Annotated in this window: 15 protein-coding genes; 12 read left to right on the top strand and 3 right to left on the bottom strand. The window is 61.4% G+C overall.

Annotation, left to right across the window (positions count from 1 at the left end):
* Positions 1 to 21: 21 nt before the first annotated feature.
* From ileS to dut, 5 genes are all read left to right on the top strand, one after another.
* Positions 22 to 2859 carry an isoleucine--tRNA ligase gene (ileS, locus tag JMY24_RS01095; protein WP_128595718.1) on the top strand — a complete coding sequence of 946 codons (2838 nt, stop codon included), beginning with the start codon at positions 22 to 24 and terminating at the stop codon, positions 2857 to 2859.
* Positions 2860 to 2870: 11 nt separating this feature from the next.
* On the top strand, positions 2871 to 3377 hold the full coding sequence (gene lspA, locus JMY24_RS01090; RefSeq protein ID WP_128585872.1) for a signal peptidase II: 507 nt from the start codon (positions 2871 to 2873) through the stop codon (positions 3375 to 3377).
* Between the two features lie 217 nt (positions 3378 to 3594).
* Positions 3595 to 4800: a bifunctional phosphopantothenoylcysteine decarboxylase/phosphopantothenate--cysteine ligase CoaBC gene (gene coaBC, locus JMY24_RS01085; RefSeq protein ID WP_128585871.1), complete on the top strand. Its 1206-nt coding sequence runs from the start codon at positions 3595 to 3597 to the stop codon at positions 4798 to 4800.
* An 87-nt stretch (positions 4801 to 4887) separates the two neighbouring features.
* On the top strand, positions 4888 to 5907 hold the full coding sequence (locus tag JMY24_RS01080; RefSeq protein ID WP_128595719.1) for an LLM class flavin-dependent oxidoreductase: 1020 nt from the start codon (positions 4888 to 4890) through the stop codon (positions 5905 to 5907).
* Positions 5908 to 5921: 14 nt separating this feature from the next.
* Complete coding sequence (gene dut, locus JMY24_RS01075; protein ID WP_128585870.1) at positions 5922 to 6368, top strand: dUTP diphosphatase; 447 nt, start codon at positions 5922 to 5924, stop codon at positions 6366 to 6368.
* 73 nt (positions 6369 to 6441) lie between these two features.
* Here the strand turns inward: dut and clpA are convergent, their stop codons facing one another.
* Together clpA and clpS are read right to left on the bottom strand one after the other, a co-directional pair.
* Positions 6442 to 8739 carry an ATP-dependent Clp protease ATP-binding subunit ClpA gene (clpA, locus tag JMY24_RS01070; protein WP_128595720.1) on the bottom strand — a complete coding sequence of 766 codons (2298 nt, stop codon included), beginning with the start codon at positions 8737 to 8739 and terminating at the stop codon, positions 6442 to 6444.
* On the bottom strand, positions 8736 to 9050 hold the full coding sequence (gene clpS, locus JMY24_RS01065; protein ID WP_006050100.1) for an ATP-dependent Clp protease adapter ClpS: 315 nt from the start codon (positions 9048 to 9050) through the stop codon (positions 8736 to 8738). The genes clpA and clpS overlap by 4 nt, the downstream gene beginning before the upstream one ends.
* Positions 9051 to 9600: 550 nt before the next feature.
* Here clpS and JMY24_RS01060 point away from each other — a divergent pair.
* The gene (locus JMY24_RS01060; RefSeq protein ID WP_007180614.1) at positions 9601 to 9807 is read left to right on the top strand and encodes a cold-shock protein; all 207 of its coding nucleotides are present in this window, start codon (positions 9601 to 9603) and stop codon (positions 9805 to 9807) included.
* Positions 9808 to 10102: 295 nt separating this feature from the next.
* Here the strand turns inward: JMY24_RS01060 and icd are convergent, their stop codons facing one another.
* Complete coding sequence (gene icd / locus JMY24_RS01055) at positions 10103 to 11359, bottom strand: NADP-dependent isocitrate dehydrogenase (protein WP_128595721.1); 1257 nt, start codon at positions 11357 to 11359, stop codon at positions 10103 to 10105.
* Between the two features lie 328 nt (positions 11360 to 11687).
* Between icd and JMY24_RS01050 the strand changes: the two genes are divergently transcribed.
* The 6 genes from JMY24_RS01050 (at position 11688) to JMY24_RS01025 (ending at position 17756) form a co-directional block, all read left to right on the top strand.
* Complete coding sequence (locus JMY24_RS01050) at positions 11688 to 12257, top strand: pseudouridine synthase (protein ID WP_201701307.1); 570 nt, start codon at positions 11688 to 11690, stop codon at positions 12255 to 12257.
* Positions 12258 to 12644: 387 nt separating this feature from the next.
* On the top strand, positions 12645 to 12839 hold the full coding sequence (locus JMY24_RS01045) for a hypothetical protein (RefSeq protein ID WP_011489640.1): 195 nt from the start codon (positions 12645 to 12647) through the stop codon (positions 12837 to 12839).
* Between the two features lie 144 nt (positions 12840 to 12983).
* Complete coding sequence (locus JMY24_RS01040; RefSeq protein ID WP_128595722.1) at positions 12984 to 13499, top strand: DUF192 domain-containing protein; 516 nt, start codon at positions 12984 to 12986, stop codon at positions 13497 to 13499.
* A gap of 365 nt (positions 13500 to 13864) precedes the next feature.
* Positions 13865 to 15970, top strand: coding sequence for an elongation factor G (gene fusA / locus JMY24_RS01035; RefSeq protein ID WP_128595723.1), 2106 nt, complete (start codon positions 13865 to 13867; stop codon positions 15968 to 15970).
* Between the two features lie 215 nt (positions 15971 to 16185).
* Positions 16186 to 16710, top strand: coding sequence for a cupin domain-containing protein (locus JMY24_RS01030; RefSeq protein WP_128595724.1), 525 nt, complete (start codon positions 16186 to 16188; stop codon positions 16708 to 16710).
* A 17-nt stretch (positions 16711 to 16727) separates the two neighbouring features.
* Positions 16728 to 17756: a HoxN/HupN/NixA family nickel/cobalt transporter gene (locus JMY24_RS01025; protein WP_128595725.1), complete on the top strand. Its 1029-nt coding sequence runs from the start codon at positions 16728 to 16730 to the stop codon at positions 17754 to 17756.
* The last annotated feature ends 245 nt before the right edge of the window (positions 17757 to 18001 follow it).

Below are 18001 nucleotides of genomic sequence, written 5' to 3'. Positions count from 1 at the left end.
AGAATTCACCGCGACCACATCATGAGCAACAAGAAAGCCGATTCGAAACCGCCGTCACGTTATCCCGTGAACCTGCTCGACACGCCGTTCCCGATGCGCGGCGACCTGCCCAAGCGCGAGCCGCAATGGGTCAAGGAGTGGCAGGAACACAAGATCTACGAGAAGATCCGCGCCGCCAGCAAGGGCCGCAAGAAGTTCATCCTGCACGACGGCCCTCCGTATGCGAACGGCGACATCCACCTCGGCCACGCGGTAAACAAGATTCTGAAGGACATGATCGTCAAGGCCCGCAACATGGCGGGCTTCGACGCGGTCTACGTGCCGGGCTGGGACTGCCACGGCATGCCGATCGAAATCCAGATCGAAAAGCAGTTCGGCAAGTCGCTGCCCGCCGCTGAAGTAATGCAGAAGGCGCGTGCCTACGCGACCGAGCAGATCGAAAAGCAGAAGGTCGGCTTCCGGCGTCTGGGCGTGCTCGGTGAGTGGGACAACCCGTACAAGACGATGAACTTCACGAACGAAGCCGGCGAGATCCGCGCACTCGCGAAGATCATGGAAAATGGCTACGTGTTCCGCGGCCTGAAGCCGGTCAACTGGTGTTTCGACTGCGGCTCGGCGCTCGCTGAAGCTGAAGTCGAGTACAAGGACAAGACAGACCCCACCATCGACGTGCTGTTCAGCTTCGCCGAGCCGGAAAAGACCGCGCAGGCCTTCGGCCTCGCCGCGCTGCCGCGCAATGAAGGCGGCATCGTCATCTGGACCACCACGCCGTGGACCATCCCCGCCAACCAGGCGCTGAACCTGCACCCGGAGATCGTCTATGCGCTCGTCGACACGCCGCGCGGCCTGCTGATCCTCGCCGAAGAGCGCGTCGAAGCATGCCTGAAGACATACGGCCTGGAAGGCTCGGTCATCGCCACCACGCCCGGCGCGAAGCTCGTCAATCTGCGCTTCAACCATCCGCTCGCGTCCGCGCATCCTGGCTACAAGCGTACAGCGCCGGTCTACCTCGGCGATTACGTCACGACGGAAACCGGTACGGGTGTCGTGCATTCGTCGCCCGCCTATGGCGTAGAAGACTTCGTGTCCTGCAAGGCGCACGGCATGGCCGACTCGGACATCATCAATCCGGTGATGGGCGACGGCCGTTACATCGAATCGCTCGCGCTGTTCGGCGGCCTGTCGATCTGGGCGGCCAATCCGCAGATCGTCGAAGCGCTGCAAGGCGCCGGATCGCTGTTGCGCACCGAGAAGTACACGCACAGCTACATGCACTGCTGGCGTCACAAGACGCCGATCATCTACCGCGCGACGTCGCAATGGTTCGCCGGCATGGACGTGAAGCCGAACGATACCGACAAGACTCTGCGCGAAACCGCACTCGAAGGCATTGAAAACACGGCGTTTTATCCGTCGTGGGGCAAGCAGCGCCTCTTCAGCATGATCGCGAACCGTCCGGATTGGACATTGTCGCGTCAGCGCCAGTGGGGAGTGCCGATGGCGTTCTTCGTGCACAAGGAAACCGGCGAACTGCATCCGCGCACGCTGGAGTTGCTCGAGGAAGTCGCGAAGCGCGTCGAAGAGGCCGGTATCGAGGCCTGGCAAACGCTCGACCCGCGCGAATTGATCGGCGACGACGCCAACATGTATGAAAAGAACCGCGACACGCTCGACGTGTGGTTCGATTCCGGCACCACGCATTGGCATGTGCTGCGCGGCTCGCACAAAGACGAACTGCAATTCCCGGCCGACCTGTATCTGGAAGGCTCGGACCAGCATCGCGGCTGGTTCCACTCGTCGCTTCTGACTGCGTCCATGCTCGACGGCCGTCCGCCGTACAACGCGCTGCTCACGCACGGCTTCACCGTCGACGGCGAAGGCCGCAAGATGAGCAAGTCGCTCGGCAATGGTATCGATCCGCACGAAGTGGCGAACCGCCTCGGCGCGGAAATCATCCGCTTGTGGATCGCGTCGACCGATTACTCGGGCGAGCTGGCCATCTCAGAAGAAATCCTGAAGCGCGTGACCGAAGGCTATCGCCGCATTCGCAACACGCTGCGCTTCCTGCTCGCGAATCTGTCGGACTTCGACTTCGAGAAGAACGCGCGCCCGGTAGAAGACTGGCTCGAGATCGACCGCTATGCGGTGGCGCTGTCGGCGAATCTGCAAAACGACATCCTCTCGCATTACGACAAGTACGAGTTCCACCCGGTCGTCGCCAAGCTGCAAACGTTCTGCTCCGAAGACCTCGGCGGCTTCTATCTGGACGTGCTGAAAGACCGCCTGTACACCACGGCTGCAGATTCCGTCGCGCGCCGCTCGGCTCAAACCGCGCTGTATCACATCGCGCAAGGCCTGTTGCGTCTGATGGCGCCGTTCCTGTCGTTCACAGCTGAAGAAGCGTGGAAGGTGTTCCAGCCGAACAGCGAGACGATCTTCACCGAGACGTACCACGCGTTCCCGGCGGTGCCGGACGCCGGCGCGCTGCTCGACAAATGGACGCTGTTGCGCGCTGCGCGTGGCGACGTGACGAAGGCGCTGGAAGAAGCGCGCGTTGCGAACCTGATCGGCTCGTCGCTGCAGGCGGAAGTGGAGATCCGCGCGAGCGGCGCACGTTACGACGCGCTGACGAGCCTTGGCGACGACCTGAAGTTCGTGCTGATCACGTCGGCTGCGAGCGTTGTCAAGGTCGAGAGCGAAGCGGAAGAAGGCGTCGAAGTGATCACGTCGAAGTATCTGAAGTGCGAGCGCTGCTGGCACTATCGCGCGGACGTGGGCGCGGACGCGGAACACCCCACGCTGTGCGGCCGCTGTGTCAGCAACCTGTTCGGAAACGGTGAAGCGAGGAGCGCGGCATAATGGCGAGAACCATGGCGAAAACCACATCGAAAGCTTCCGCCGGAAACAGTTCGCTGGCGCCCTGGCTGGGCGTCGCGCTGATCGTGATCCTGTTCGATCAGTTGACGAAAATCGCGGTGCAGAAGGTGTTTGCCTACGGCGTCGCGCATGAGGTCACGTCGTTCTTCAATCTGATTCTCGTGTACAACCGCGGCGCCGCATTCAGCTTCCTCGCAATGGCAGGCGGCTGGCAACGCTGGGCATTCACCGCGCTCGGCGTGGTCGCCGCGCTGGTGATCTGCTATCTGCTCAAGCGCCACGGCGCGCAAAAAATGTTCTGCACCGCGCTTGCGCTGATACTCGGCGGCGCGCTCGGCAACGTGATAGACCGGCTCGCGTACGGCCACGTGATCGACTTCCTCGATTTCCACGTGCGCGCGTGGCACTGGCCGGCGTTCAACCTGGCCGACAGCGCGATCACGGTCGGCGCGATCCTGCTGGTGGTCGACGAGTTGCGGCGCGTACGCGGCTCGCGTTAACTTCCCGTTAGCGTCCCGTTAGCGTCGCGTTAATGTCGCGTTAATGTCGCGTTAATGTCGCGTTATTGTCACGATAACGTCGAGTTTACGTCGCCTCACGGCGCGAGGCCGAGAGGTCCGCTTTTGACCGCTCGCCTCGCGCCAGAAGTCCGCTTTGACGGCCGGCAACGGTGCAAGCGCGCCGCGCCCGGACACCACGCTTTGTCGGAGGCTTTAGTTGGCAACCGCAGAACTCGCAGGAAAACACCTCGTCCTCGGCATGACGGGCGGCATTGCCTGCTACAAGATCGCCGAACTCACGCGCCTGCTGACCAAGGCCGGCGCAACCGTGCAGGTCGTAATGACCGAAGCGGCCACGCAGTTCATCACCCCGGTCACCATGCAGGCGCTGTCGGGCCGGCCGGTCTACACGAGCCAGTGGGACGCGCGCATCGCGAACAACATGGCGCATATCGATCTGTCGCGTGAAGCCGACGCGATCGTGATCGCGCCCGCCTCCACCGACTTCCTCGCCAAACTCGCGCACGGCATGGCCGATGACCTGCTCGCCACGCTGTGCGTCGCGCGCGATTGCCCGCTGCTCGTCGTGCCCGCGATGAACCGGCAAATGTGGCAAAACCCGGCCACGCAGCGCAACGTCGCACAACTGCGCGCGGACGGAATCGCAGTGCTCGGGCCGGACTCCGGTCCTCAGGCTTGCGGCGAAATCGGTGACGGCCGCATGCTTGAAGCCGCGGCAACCTATGAGGCGATCGCATCGTTCTTCGCGCCGAAAATTCTTTCCGGCCGGCGCGTGTTGCTGACCGCGGGGCCGACGTTCGAACCGCTGGATCCGGTGCGCGGCATCACCAATCGGTCGAGTGGCAAGATGGGTTTCGCGCTGGCCCGCGCCGCGCAACAGGCCGGTGCCGACGTGCATCTCGTGGCCGGCCCTGTCGCGCTCGAAACGCCGTGGGGCGTGGTCCGTGAAGACGTGCAAACCGCCCAGCAGATGCACGATGCGGTGATGCGAGCGGTCACCGATGCGGACGTTTTCATCGGCGTGGCCGCGGTCGCTGACTGGCGCGTCGATCACCCGAGCGAGCACAAGATCAAGAAAAGCGCGGATCGCGCGCTGCCCACTTTTTCGTTCGTCGAAAATCCGGATATTCTGGCCTCGGTCGCGAAGCTGTCGCATCCGCCTTTCACCGTCGGCTTCGCTGCGGAAAGCGGTGATCTCGAAGTGCATGGCGAGGAGAAACGCGCGCGCAAAAACGTGCCGCTTCTGATCGGCAATCTCGGGCCGCTCACATTCGGCATGGACGACAACGAGGTCGTCCTGTTCGAAGCGGGCGGCGCCACCAGACTGCCGCGCGCCGACAAGCAGACGCTCGCGCGCGCGCTGATCGCGGAAATCGCGAAGCGTCTGCCCGACACAGTTTGATTCGCTGAGTGGGCAGTCCGGCACCGGCATGCAGCCGGCACAAGCCACGTCGGCAAAGCGAATGGAACCCATCTGGAGCACACTGACATGACGCTACTTTCCGTGCTCGATCAAACGCCCGTCATATCAGGGCACTCGGTGGCGGACGCGATTGCCGCCACCGTGGAACTCGCGCAACTCGCCGACGATCTCGGCTACACGCGCTACTGGTGCGCCGAGCATCACGGCTTGCGTGGCGTGTCGAACCCATGTCCCGAAGTGATGCTCGCGCGTCTTGGCAGCGTCACGCGACGCATCCGGCTGGGCTCCGGCGGCATCATGCTGCCGTACTACAGCCCGTTCAAGGTCGCCGAGCAATTCATGATGCTGGAGGCGCTGTTCCCTAACCGCATCGATCTCGGCGTGGGACGCGCGCCCGGCGGCGACATGCGCACGGCCCAGGCGGTTGCCGCGGGCGACTACAACCGCGGCGAAATTTTCCCGCAACAGGTGGCCGACCTGCTCGGCCTGATGCACGGCACGCTGCCTGCCGATCACGTCGCGCAAGGCGTACTGCTGCAACCGCAAGTTGCCACGCGTCCGCATCTGTGGATGCTCGGTTCAAGCGAGTTCGGCGGGTTGCTCGCCGCACAGCTCGGCATCCGCTTCGCGTTTGCGCATTTCATCAACGCGCATTTCGGGCATCAGGTCGCGCATGCATATCGCGAGCGTTTCACGCCGAGCGAGGAAACGCAGCAATCGTATCTCGCCGCCGCCGCGTTCGTGATTTGCGCGGACACCGAACAGGAAGCCGCTGATCTGGCGAAAGCCGTCGATCTGCGTCGCGTGCAAATGGCTTACGGCCTGAACGAACCGATTCCAACTATCGAACAGGGCGTCGCGCAGGAGTATGGCGAGCGCGAGAGACTGGTGATCGACCGTGAGAAACCTCGCAGTATCATCGGCACGCCAGAAGTTGTGACCGAGCGCCTCCATGCATTGCAGGAACAATTCCAGGCCGACGAATTGATCGTGCTCACCGTCGCAGGCAGCTATCGCGCGCGCTTGCGTTCCTACGAACTCCTTGCCGATGCGTTCGATCTCGGGCGCCCGGCTTCAACTTCCTAAACCTTCGAACCTGCATGAAACTCGACCTGAAGATTCTCGATGCGCGCATGCGCGACCAGCTTCCTGCCTACGCGACGAGCGGCAGCGCGGGGCTCGATCTGCGCGCGTGTCTCAAAGAGCCGTTGACCCTCGAACCCGGCGAAACCGCACTCGTGCCGACGGGGCTCGCGATTCATGTGGGCGATCCCGGCTATGCCGCGCTGATTCTGCCGCGCTCGGGTCTCGGACATAAGCACGGAATCGTGCTCGGTAATCTGGTCGGCCTGATCGACTCCGATTATCAAGGCGAACTGATGATCTCGACATGGAACCGCGGCGAGACCACGTTCGTGCTGAATCCGATGGAGCGTCTCGCGCAACTCGTGATCGTGCCGGTCGTGCAGGCCAAGTTCAATATCGTCGATGAGTTCGAGCAAAGCGACCGTGGCGCAGGCGGCTTCGGAAGCACCGGCAAGCACTGAATTGAACAGCGCAAATAAAAACGGCGTGGACCCTGGGGTCCACGCCGTTTTTTGTGCTGAGTACGCTTGAGGCTTACTCGACTTCGACCGCTTCCGGATTCGGATTGCGCGGCGCCGGATGCTCGTCGAAGGTCAACTGCACCTTGTCTTCCGCATCGACGTCGACCGATACACGGCCGCCGCTCATCAGCTTGCCGAACAGCAGCTCGTCGGCCAGCGCGCGACGGATCGTGTCCTGAATCAGACGCTGCATTGGCCGCGCGCCCATCAGCGGATCGAAACCGTGCTTGGCGAGGTGCTTGCGCAGCGCGTCGGTGAAGAGCGCATCGACCTTCTTCTCGTGCAACTGATCTTCCAGTTGCATCAGGAACTTGTCGACCACGCGCATGATGATTTCTTCATCGAGCGCACGGAAGCTGATCGTCGCGTCCAGACGGTTACGGAACTCCGGCGTGAACATGCGCTTGATGTCGACCATTTCGTCGCCGGTTTCCCGACGATTCGTGAAGCCGATCACCGCCTTGCCCATTGCCTCGGCGCCCGCATTCGTGGTCATGATGATGATGACGTTGCGGAAATCCGCCTTGCGGCCGTTGTTGTCCGTCAGCGTGCCGTGGTCCATGACCTGCAGCAGCACGTTGTAAATATCCGGATGCGCCTTCTCGATTTCGTCGAGCAGCAGCACGCAGTGCGGCTTCTTGGTGACAGCCTCGGTCAGCAGGCCGCCCTGGTCGAAACCGACATAGCCCGGAGGCGCGCCGATCAAACGGCTGACCGCGTGACGTTCCATGTACTCGGACATGTCGAAGCGGATCAACTCAATACCGAGCGTGAACGCCAGCTGCTTGGCCACTTCTGTCTTGCCGACGCCCGTGGGGCCGGAGAACAGGAACGCGCCGATCGGCTTATCCAGCTTGCCGAGGCCCGCACGCGCCATCTTGATCGCGGCCGACAGCGCGTCGATAGCCGGGTCTTGCCCGAACACCACGCTCTTCAGATCGCGATCCAGCGTTTGCAGCTTGCTCCGATCGTCTTGCGACACGCTTTGCGGCGGGACGCGGGCGATCTTCGAGATGATTTCCTCGATCTCGTTCTTGCCGATCGTCTTCTTCTGCTTCGACTTCGGCAGGATGCGTTGTGCCGCGCCCGCTTCGTCGATCACGTCGATCGCCTTGTCCGGCAGATGACGATCCGTGATGAAGCGTGCCGACAACTCAGCCGCCGCAGACAGCGCGCCCGACGAATACTTCACGCCGTGATGCTCTTCGAAACGCGACTTCAGGCCGCGCAGGATCGCCACCGTCTGTTCGACGGACGGTTCCGTCACGTCGACCTTCTGGAAACGGCGCGACAATGCCGCGTCTTTTTCGAAGATGCCGCGATATTCGGTGAACGTAGTCGCGCCGATGCACTTGAGCGTGCCAGACGACAACGCCGGCTTCAGCAGATTCGACGCGTCCAGCGTGCCGCCCGACGCGGCGCCCGCGCCGATCAGCGTATGAATTTCGTCGATGAACAGAATCGCGTGCGGGCGTTCCTTCAATTCCTTGAGGACCGTCTTCAGGCGTTGTTCGAAATCGCCGCGATACTTGGTGCCGGCCAGGAGCGCGCCCATGTCGAGCGAATACACCTGAGCGTCGGCCAGAATATCCGGCACTTCGCCGCGCGTAATTCGCCAGGCAAGCCCTTCGGCGATTGCCGTCTTGCCGACCCCCGCCTCGCCGACCAGCAGCGGATTGTTCTTGCGACGGCGGCACAGCACCTGGACCACGCGCTCGACTTCCGACTCGCGCCCGATCAGCGGATCGATGCGGCCGTCTTTCGCCATCTGGTTCAGGTTCTGCGTGAACTGGGCGAGCGGAGTTTCTTTCTGTGCAGCGGCTTCGTCGGACTCGGCATTCGCGTCGCTCGCTTTCGCGGCGTCGGTGCTGCTCGTCTTGGCGATGCCGTGCGAGATGAAATTCACTACGTCCAGACGTGTCACGCCCTGCTGTTGCAGGTAGTAGACCGCATGCGAGTCCTTCTCGCCGAAGATCGCAACCAGCACGTTCGCGCCGGTCACTTCCTTCTTGCCATTCGAGGTGGACTGCACATGCATGATCGCGCGCTGAATCACACGCTGGAAACCCAGCGTGGGCTGCGTGTCGACGTCATCCGTGCCGGGCACGGTAGGCGTGTTGTCATGAATGAAGTTGCGCAGGTTCTGGCGCAGATCCTCGATATTGGCCGCGCATGCACGCAACACTTCCGCCGCTGTCGGATTGTCCAACAGTGCCAGCAAAAGATGTTCGACCGTTATGAACTCGTGCCGCGCCTGGCGTGCTTCCATGAACGCCATGTGCAGGCTGACTTCCAGTTCCTGGGCAATCATGCTTCCTCCATCACACACTGCAGCGGATGCCCGGCCTGCCGTGCGTGGGTAACGACTTGCTCGACTTTGGTCGACGCGATGTCCCGCGTATAGACCCCACAAACTCCCCTGCCTTCGCGATGCACCTTCAACATAACCTGTGTTGCGGTTTCACGATCTTTATTGAAATATTCCTGCACGATCATCACGACAAATTCCATTGGCGTGAAGTCGTCATTCAGCAGCACCACCTTGTACATGGATGGCGGCTTGAGCTTTTTCTCCTGCCGCTCCAGTACGGTGCCGTCCTGCTTGTCCGGGATAATCGCCATACACCCATTCTAAACATCTAGGACAGGCCCGCAATCCTGTCAAAACCCGGCCAACTGGCCGGTTCACCCGAACGCCGCCGCCCGGCGGAAACTCACCGCCTGCATGCGCCATTCGACGAGCCGATTGCGGAGCCGGCCCCCTATTCAGATCATGCGTCGCGACCGTGCTGCGCCGCAGTCGGATCGAGTATCGCACAACCTGCCGGAGCTAGCTGACCGGCACTCGTTCGCCCAACTGACGGCGAGCGACCCGCAGAACAGCAAGTGAGTCGATTATGCGACTTTTCAAGACGCCCCGCTTGCGCAACCGCACATAACAAAAGCGGGAAAAACCCTGGAAACCCACTGTTTGCAACGCGTGTAACGACGTCTCAAAATTTTCTTGACACTCGAATAAAGAGCCTCAACAATCAAGCTGGCACTTTTTTCACTGCGCCAAATTTCGAAAAAATGCCGATGGTGAGCTTGTGAGGAGGGAGCGGCTGCATCCCGCGGTCGTCGAGCTTTTCGAGGGCTCGTGGTAGTGACATGAGTTACAGGGGAAGTTGGAATGGCAACTGGTACGGTCAAATGGTTCAATGACGCAAAAGGTTTCGGATTCATCACGCCTGACGAAGGTGGTGAGGATCTGTTTGCACACTTCTCGGCCATCCAGATGAATGGGTTCAAGACCCTCAAGGAAGGCCAAAAAGTGACCTTCGAGGTCGTGCAAGGCCCGAAAGGCAAGCAGGCATCGAACATCCAGGCACCCGCCTGATAACTGTTCGGTACCCGTCCTTTTGAAACCCGGCTTCGCGCCGGGTTTCTTTTTGGGCGTCGCTTTCGTGTTGATCCGGAGTCCGTTGCGGATACATCGACGTCCCAAATAACGGGCAGACGGTCGCGCAAGCGATCTGACTGTGCCGCGCCGCGTCATCGCGCGCTGCACTTCCTGCCGATTCGCATCGACAACGGAATCTCATACAGAACGGCAAGCATAAAAAAACCCGGCCGCCTCAGAAGCGCAACCGGGATTTTCGACGATGCAAGCCGGGTCGATCCCGGCGCGCCGCTTACATGTTTTCGATCATCACCTGGCCGAATCCCGAGCAGGAGACCTGCGTCGCGCCTTCCATCAGACGCGCGAAGTCGTAAGTGACGCGTTTTTGCAGGATGGACGTTTCCATCGACTTGATGATGAGATCCGCCGCTTCGAACCAGCCCATGTGGCGCAGCATCATTTCCGCCGAAAGAATTTCCGAGCCCGGATTCACGTAGTCCTTGCCCGCATATTTCGGCGCCGTGCCGTGCGTGGCCTCGAACATTGCGACCGAATCCGACATGTTCGCACCCGGCGCGATGCCGATTCCGCCGACCTGCGCGGCCAGCGCGTCCGACACGTAGTCGCCGTTCAGATTGAGCGTTGCGATCACGTCGTATTCGGCGGGGCGCAACAGGATCTGCTGCAGAAACGCGTCGGCGATCACGTCCTTCACGACGACGTCGCCGCCCGTTTTCGGATTCTTGACCTTCATCCACGGACCGCCGTCGATCAACTCGGCGTTGAACTCCTTCTGCGCGAGCGCATAACCGTAGTCACGGAACGCGCCTTCTGTGTACTTCATGATGTTGCCTTTGTGCACGAGCGTGACCGAACGGCGATCGTTGTCGATTGCATACTGGATCGCCTTGCGCACGAGACGCTCCGTACCCTCGCGCGACACCGGCTTGATACCGATTCCCGATGTTTCGGGGAAGCGGATCTTCTTCACGCCCATCTCTTCCCTCAGGAATTTGATGACCTTCTTCGCCTCTTCAGATTCGGCCGGCCATTCGATACCCGCGTAGATGTCTTCCGAGTTCTCGCGGAAGATCACCATGTTGGTTTTCTCCGGCTCGCGCACGGGCGACGGCACGCCCTTGAAGTACTGAACGGGACGCAGACACACGTACAGGTCGAGTTCCTGACGCAGCGCGACGTTCAGCGAACGGATGCCGCCACCAACGGGCGTGGTGAGCGGCCCCTTGATCGACACCACATATTCCTTCAGCACCTGAAGCGTTTCTTCCGGCAGCCATACGTCCGGACCGTAGACCTTGGTCGACTTCTCGCCCGCGTAGATTTCCATCCAGTGGATTTTCTTTTTGCCCGCGTAGGCTTTTTCCACTGCGGCGTCCACGACCTTGATCATGACCGGCGTGATGTCGACACCGGTGCCGTCGCCTTCGATAAACGGAATGATCGGCTGGTCGGAAACGTTGAGCGAGAAATCCGCATTGACGGTGATCTTGTCACCACCGGTCGGAACCTTGATGTGCTGATACGGCATGATCGGACTCCAGTGAAGGCTGTGCTGAAAGCTGATGGGAGACTGCGAAAATGGGCGCTCCTCGCTACGCGCAATGCCGGACGCCCGCAAGCGGCCTGGCCGTTATTCTAGCCCACGCGGCCGCTGCACCGAGGCGAGAGCGGCTCGGGGTTTTCCAACATAAAACGCCCATGGCCGCCGCGGCCGAGCGTAGTGTCTTATATAGGACTCAGCGTTTTCGGACACGCGCTATGCTTTATGATCGCGCCATCGACTGCAGGCCCAGCGCGTTCTGTTTGCGCATCGGCGCTTCACGCCGCGACGGGCGTCGCACCACTCCATCATTCTTATGCGCCTTCTCGCCCTGAACAAGCCGTTTGGCACGATCTGCCAGTTTTCTGCGCACGAGACGCGCGCTTCGCTTGCCGACTGGGTCAAGGTGCCCGGTGTTTATCCAGCCGGGCGTCTCGACTCGGACAGCGAGGGCCTGCTGCTTCTCACCGACGACGGCGCGCTGCAAGCGCGTATCGCCGAACCGCGTCACAAGCTCGTCAAGCGCTATTGGGCGCAAGTGGAAGGCGCCGTCGATTCCGTCGCGTTGAAAAAACTCGCGCGTGGAGTCGATCTGGGCGACTACGTGACGCAGCCCTGCCGCGCCGACTATGTCGAGCCGACCGATACGCTTTGGGCCCGCACGCCGCCGATCCGCTATCGCGCCGCAATTCCGACCACGTGGATCGAGTTGTCGATCACCGAGGGCAAGAACCGCCAGGTGCGCCGTATGACGGCCGCGGTCGGCTTTCCGACGCTGCGTCTCGTGCGTGTCGGCATCGGCGCGCTCGATATTTTTTCGCTTGGTCTGCAGCCCGGAGAAAGCGTCGATCTGCCGCTGAAAGCACCATGGGAAGGCTTCGTCTGAATCGCTAAGTCATTGTCTGCGCGAGCAAAACGGCGCGTGAAACTCGCGGATGAAAAACCGTGAAACAGCGACATTCGCGCAACTGGTCCAAAGCCTGGTTCACCTCAACGTCCCACATCGAAACTTTCCGGAAAATTCACGTCAACCGGTGCGCGAGCTCACGCGTTATTCGACGCAGATGCCGCTCGAAGCTGTCCGGCATTCAGCCTTAAGGGCCTTTTGTACAAGCCGCATGCGCGGTCAGTGCAGGCAGTCTGAGCGCTAGGCAGGCGCGTCGAAAATTTGTTCGATGCACCTGTCAACCGAAAGGTGGATGGCACGTTTACCGACATGACTCAAACATAACCGGGTCATTTGGTTAATTAACTAATGCTGAGGATTTTCAAAATGAACAAACTGATCGCCGCTCTGGTCGCTGGCCTCTTCGCAACGGCAGCATTCGCACAAGCTTCGGCACCGGCAGCAGCTTCGGCAGCTCCGGCAGCTGCTGCTTCGTCGGCAAAGAAGACCACGAAGCACGCTCACAAGAAGTCGCACAAGAAGGCAGCAGCTGCTGCTGCAGCTTCGGGCGCTTCGGAGTAAGTTTGTTGTAAAGACGCAGTCAAGAACAAGCTTCATTGCCGTTCTTACGGCGTTGAAAGGCAGATCACCGCAAGGCGATCTGCCTTTTTGTTTTTGACGCGCTCGCGTAACATTCCCCGGTTAATTTCAGCAAGGAGTCATGCCGTGCGATTTCCCATGCGCTCGTTGATGGCGCGTTTCGCCGTTGCCGCAATCCTGCCGTTCGCGGCGGTGTCGGCGGTGTCGTTTGCCGCTCTCAATGCGGCCCCCGCTCATGCGCAGCAAATGCCGGCCGGCGCGAAACAGCCTGGCGAATTTCCGCGCGCGAAGCTCACCGCCGGCATGTTCGTAATCGACGCGGCCGTCGCCGCTAACGACGCGGATCGCGAGCAAGGTCTGATGTATCGCACGAAGCTGGCACCGAACGAAGGCATGCTGTTCGTGTTCAACGAGAACGCCGTGCATTGCTTCTGGATGAAGAACACGCTGATCCCGTTGTCGATTGCGTTCATCCGGGCGGACGGCACCGTGACCGACATCGACGAAATGCAGGCGGAAACGACCAACAACCACTGCCCGAAGAACAACGGCGTCTACGCGCTCGAGATGAGCAAGGGCTGGTTCACGTCAAAGGGTATCAAGCCCGGAATGAAGATTCAGGGGCTGCCGGCTGCGCAGTAACTCGCGCACGAGTTTGCACGGCGGTTCGTGGGTAGATCGCGCAGTGCTCCGCCGCACACACCGCCTCATTTCGCAGCGGCAGCGCTGCTGAAAAGCCAGCCGCTTCGTCAGATGCGTCACCGAAAAGCCGTCGCCTTCTCAGAGGCGCCGGCTTTTGTCATTCTCGCCGTGCGCTGCCCGTTAATCTTGCATTACAGCACCGCCGCCCCCCGCCCCGCCCCGCCAGCCCTCGCCTGGCAAGATTCCTGCAAAAGACGGGCCGACGCGCTATCCTAGTATTCTTAGCAACGCAGCATCCCGCGGTCCGGACGGCACAGACTGCCGCCCGCCAACCGTTTCAGGCGCGCTATTCCAAGGAGGTTCACGTGCCCCGCAAGACTCCCATCGAGCGCTACCGGAATATCGGCATCAGCGCTCACATCGATGCCGGCAAAACCACCACCACCGAACGCATCCTGTTCTACACCGGCGTGACCCACAAGATCGGTGAGGTTCACGACGGTGCGGCGACGATGGACTGGATGGAACAGGAGCAGGAGCGCGGCATCACGATTACGTCGGCGGCCACGACTGCCTTCTGGAAAGGCATGGCCGGCAACTATCCGGAGCATCGGATCAACATTATCGACACGCCGGGTCACGTCGACTTCACGATCGAAGTCGAGCGCTCCATGCGAGTGCTCGACGGCGCCTGCATGGTCTACGACTCGGTGGGCGGTGTGCAGCCGCAATCTGAAACCGTCTGGCGTCAGGCGAACAAGTACAAGGTGCCGCGCATCGCGTTCGTCAACAAGATGGACCGCGTCGGTGCAGACTTTTTCCGTGTGCAGCGGCAGATCGGCGAGCGCCTGAAGGGCGTCGCGGTGCCGATCCAGATTCCAATCGGCGCGGAAGAACACTTCCAGGGCGTGGTCGATCTGGTCAAGATGAAAGCCATTTTCTGGGACGATGAGAACCAGGGCATCAAGTTCGAATACCGTGACATCCCGGCGGAGCTCGCTGGCACCGCGAAGGAATGGCACGACAAGATGGTCGAGGCCGCCGCCGAGGCGAACGAAGAACTGCTCGACAAATACCTGGGCGGCGAAGCGCTGACCGAAGAGGAAATCAAGCACGGCATTCGCGCGCGCTGCATCGCCAATGAAATCGTGCCGATGCTGTGCGGCAGCGCGTTCAAGAACAAGGGCGTGCAGGCCATGCTCGACGCGGTGATCGACTATCTGCCGTCGCCGGTCGACGTGCCGGCGATTACCGGTCACGACGAACACGACAAGGAGATCGAGCGTCACCCGAACGACACCGATCCGTTCTCTGCGCTCGCCTTCAAGATCATGACGGACCCGTTCGTCGGCCAGCTGATTTTCTTCCGTGTGTACTCCGGCGTCGTGAATTCGGGCGACACGGTCTACAACGCGATCAAGGAAAAGAAGGAGCGCCTCGGCCGGATCCTGCAGATGCACGCGAACGAGCGCAAGGAAATCAAGGAGGTCTACGCGGGCGACATCGCCGCGGCAGTCGGCCTGAAGGAAGCGACTACCGGCGACACGCTGTGCGATCCGAACCACGTGATCATCCTCGAAAAGATGATCTTCCCCGAGCCGGTGATCTCGCAGGCCGTGGAGCCGAAGACCAAGGTCGACCAGGAAAAGATGGGCATCGCGCTCAATCGTCTCGCGCAGGAAGACCCGTCGTTCCGCGTGCAAACGGACGAAGAATCCGGCCAGACGATCATCTCCGGCATGGGCGAGCTGCACCTGGAAATTCTCGTCGACCGGATGAAGCGCGAGTTCGGCGTGGAAGCGACCGTCGGCAAGCCGCAGGTCGCCTACCGCGAAACGGTGCGCAACAAGGTCGAAGACGTCGAGGGCAAGTTCGTCAAGCAATCGGGTGGCCGCGGTCAGTATGGCCACGCGGTGCTCACGCTCGAGCCGGCGCCGCAGGGCAAGGGCTACGAGTTCGTTGACGCGATCAAGGGCGGCGTGATTCCGCGCGAATACATTCCTGCCGTCGACAAGGGCATCCAGGAAACGCTGAAAGCCGGCGTGCTCGCGGGCTATCCCGTGGTCGACGTGAAGGTGACGCTGACCTTCGGCTCGTACCACGACGTCGACTCGAACGAGAACGCGTTCCGCATGGCCGGTTCGATGGCCTTCAAGGAAGCAATGCGCAAGGCGAAGCCCGTGCTGCTCGAGCCGATGATGGCCGTCGAGGTGGAAACGCCCGAAGACTTCATGGGCAACGTAATGGGCGATCTGTCGAGCCGCCGCGGCCTCGTGCAAGGCATGGAAGACATTGCGGGCGGCGGCGGCAAGCTGGTGCGCGCCGAAGTGCCGCTCGCGGAAATGTTCGGCTACTCCACGTCGCTGCGCTCGGCCACGCAAGGCCGCGCGACCTACACGATGGAGTTCAAGCACTATGCTGAAACGCCGAACAACGTCGCCGAAGCCGTGATCAACGCAAAGCACAAGTAGGCGCTTGCGCCGATGAAAAAAGCCTGCGTGCCGCAACAAGGCCGCTCAGGCTGACCGGTCAAAGCCCGTCCTTCACAAACGGGCTTTTTTTTCGTCCATGAAGGACGCAGGCGGTCACTCGCCCCACGCACGTTTTTTAACGTGTAAAAATGCCGAACGGCGCCGCGACGATTGCCACGACGAATGTCAAACGCAAGCCCACGAGGAGACATGCGATGAGCCAGGATCACGAACATCCGCACTACAACGACGAGCACGACAAGCAGGAGTCCGCACCTGTCGATTGGCGCGAGCACGGCGTGAAGGTGATTCGAGGCGATCAGCTCGACACCAACACCGCGCAGACGCCAGGCATGAATCGCGCGGCCGCGATCAATGCCGCACGCGTCGGCGCGCAGAAAATCTGGGCCGGCACGGTGACGATCCATCCGAATGCGAAGACCGGCGCTCATCATCACGGCGCGCTCGAAAGCGTGATCTACGTGGTGCGCGGCCAGGCGCGGATGCGTTGGGGCGAGCACCTGGAGTTCACCGCCGAAGCCGGTCCTGGCGACTTCATCTTTGTGCCGCCGTATGTGCCGCATCAGGAAATCAACGCGAGCACCGACGACCCGCTCGAATGCGTGCTCGTGCGCAGCGACAACGAAGCTGTGGTGGTCAATCTGAATATCGACGCCGTCGAACAACCCGAAGCGGTGTATTGGGTCGATCCGATTCACAAACATCCGCACGATCACTAACTACTTTCACGCGACTCATGACGCCGACTGCTTCGCTGCGCCCTCGCCTTCTCACGCTGTACGCGGTTCTGATCGCGGCCAATCTGGGCGCATGGGCATGGGCGCTGATTGCGTTTCGCCACTATCCGCTGCTGCTCGGCACGGCGTTGCTCGCATACGGTTTCGGTCTGCGCCATGCAGTCGACGCGGACCACATTGCCGCTATCGACGCCGTCACGCGCAAACTGATGCAGACCGGCAAGCGGCCGCTCGGCGTGGGCCTGTCGTTCTCGCTCGGACATTCGAGCATCGTGATTCTTGCGACGCTCGGCATAGCGTGGACCGCGCATTCGCTGCACGGCCGCTTCGAGACCTTCAAGGCCGTGGGCGGCACGATCGGCACGCTCGTTTCCGCAACCTTCCTGCTCGTGCTCGCGGCCGTGAACCTCGTGATTCTGCGCGACGTGTGGCGGCGTTATCGTCATGTCCAACGTGACGGCGAACCGGCTGCTGCCGCGTTGGACACCGACCACACAGCAGGTCCGGGAGGTCTCTTGTCCCGCGCGTTGCGGCCGCTGTTCCGGCTCGTGACAAAAAGCTGGCATATGTACCCGGTCGGCGTACTGTTCGGGCTCGGCTTCGACACAGCGACCGAGATCGGCTTGCTTGCGATTGCCGCGTCCGAAGCCGGCAAGGGCTTGCCGTTGTATTCGATCCTGGTGTTTCCAGCGCTTTTCACCGCTGGCATGACGCTCGTCGATTCGACGGATAACGTGCTGATGGTCCACGCATACGGCTGGGCCATGGACGACCCCAAACGCAAGCTCTACTACAACGCGAGCATTACCTTCGTGTCGGCTGTCGTCGCGATCGTCATCGGCGGCGTGGAGGCGTTGGGACTGCTGTCGGACAAGCTCGGTCTGAATGGCGGGATATGGGACGCGGTGACGAACGCCAATGAGCAGTTCGGCGTGCTCGGCTACGGCATCGTCGCTGCGTTCATGGCGTGCTGGATCGGCTCGGTGCTGTTTCATCGCTGGAAGCGCCCTGCCATCGCGGCGCGGTAAATGCGTCCACGTCGACGCGCGCGTGAGCCGCGGGCGGTAAGCTTTCCATAGCTGCCACGCCGGTTCGTCCGCTGTAACGTCGCGAGCCCCGGCGCGGCGCGCGCGAGGCGCCGAAGTGCCACAGCAATGTCGCGCCGACCGTTGTGATGACGACACACACCGGCCCTTTTATCCACGGATCGCCAACACGACACCGCCGCAAGCGCTCCAATCCGCGAGCAATCGCTTAAACTGAAGCCGCCTAA

The sequence above is a fragment of the Paraburkholderia kirstenboschensis genome (assembly GCF_904848585.1).
Taxonomy (GTDB): domain Bacteria; phylum Pseudomonadota; class Gammaproteobacteria; order Burkholderiales; family Burkholderiaceae; genus Paraburkholderia; species Paraburkholderia kirstenboschensis.
This window is presented reverse-complemented; position numbering and strand designations above follow the sequence as displayed.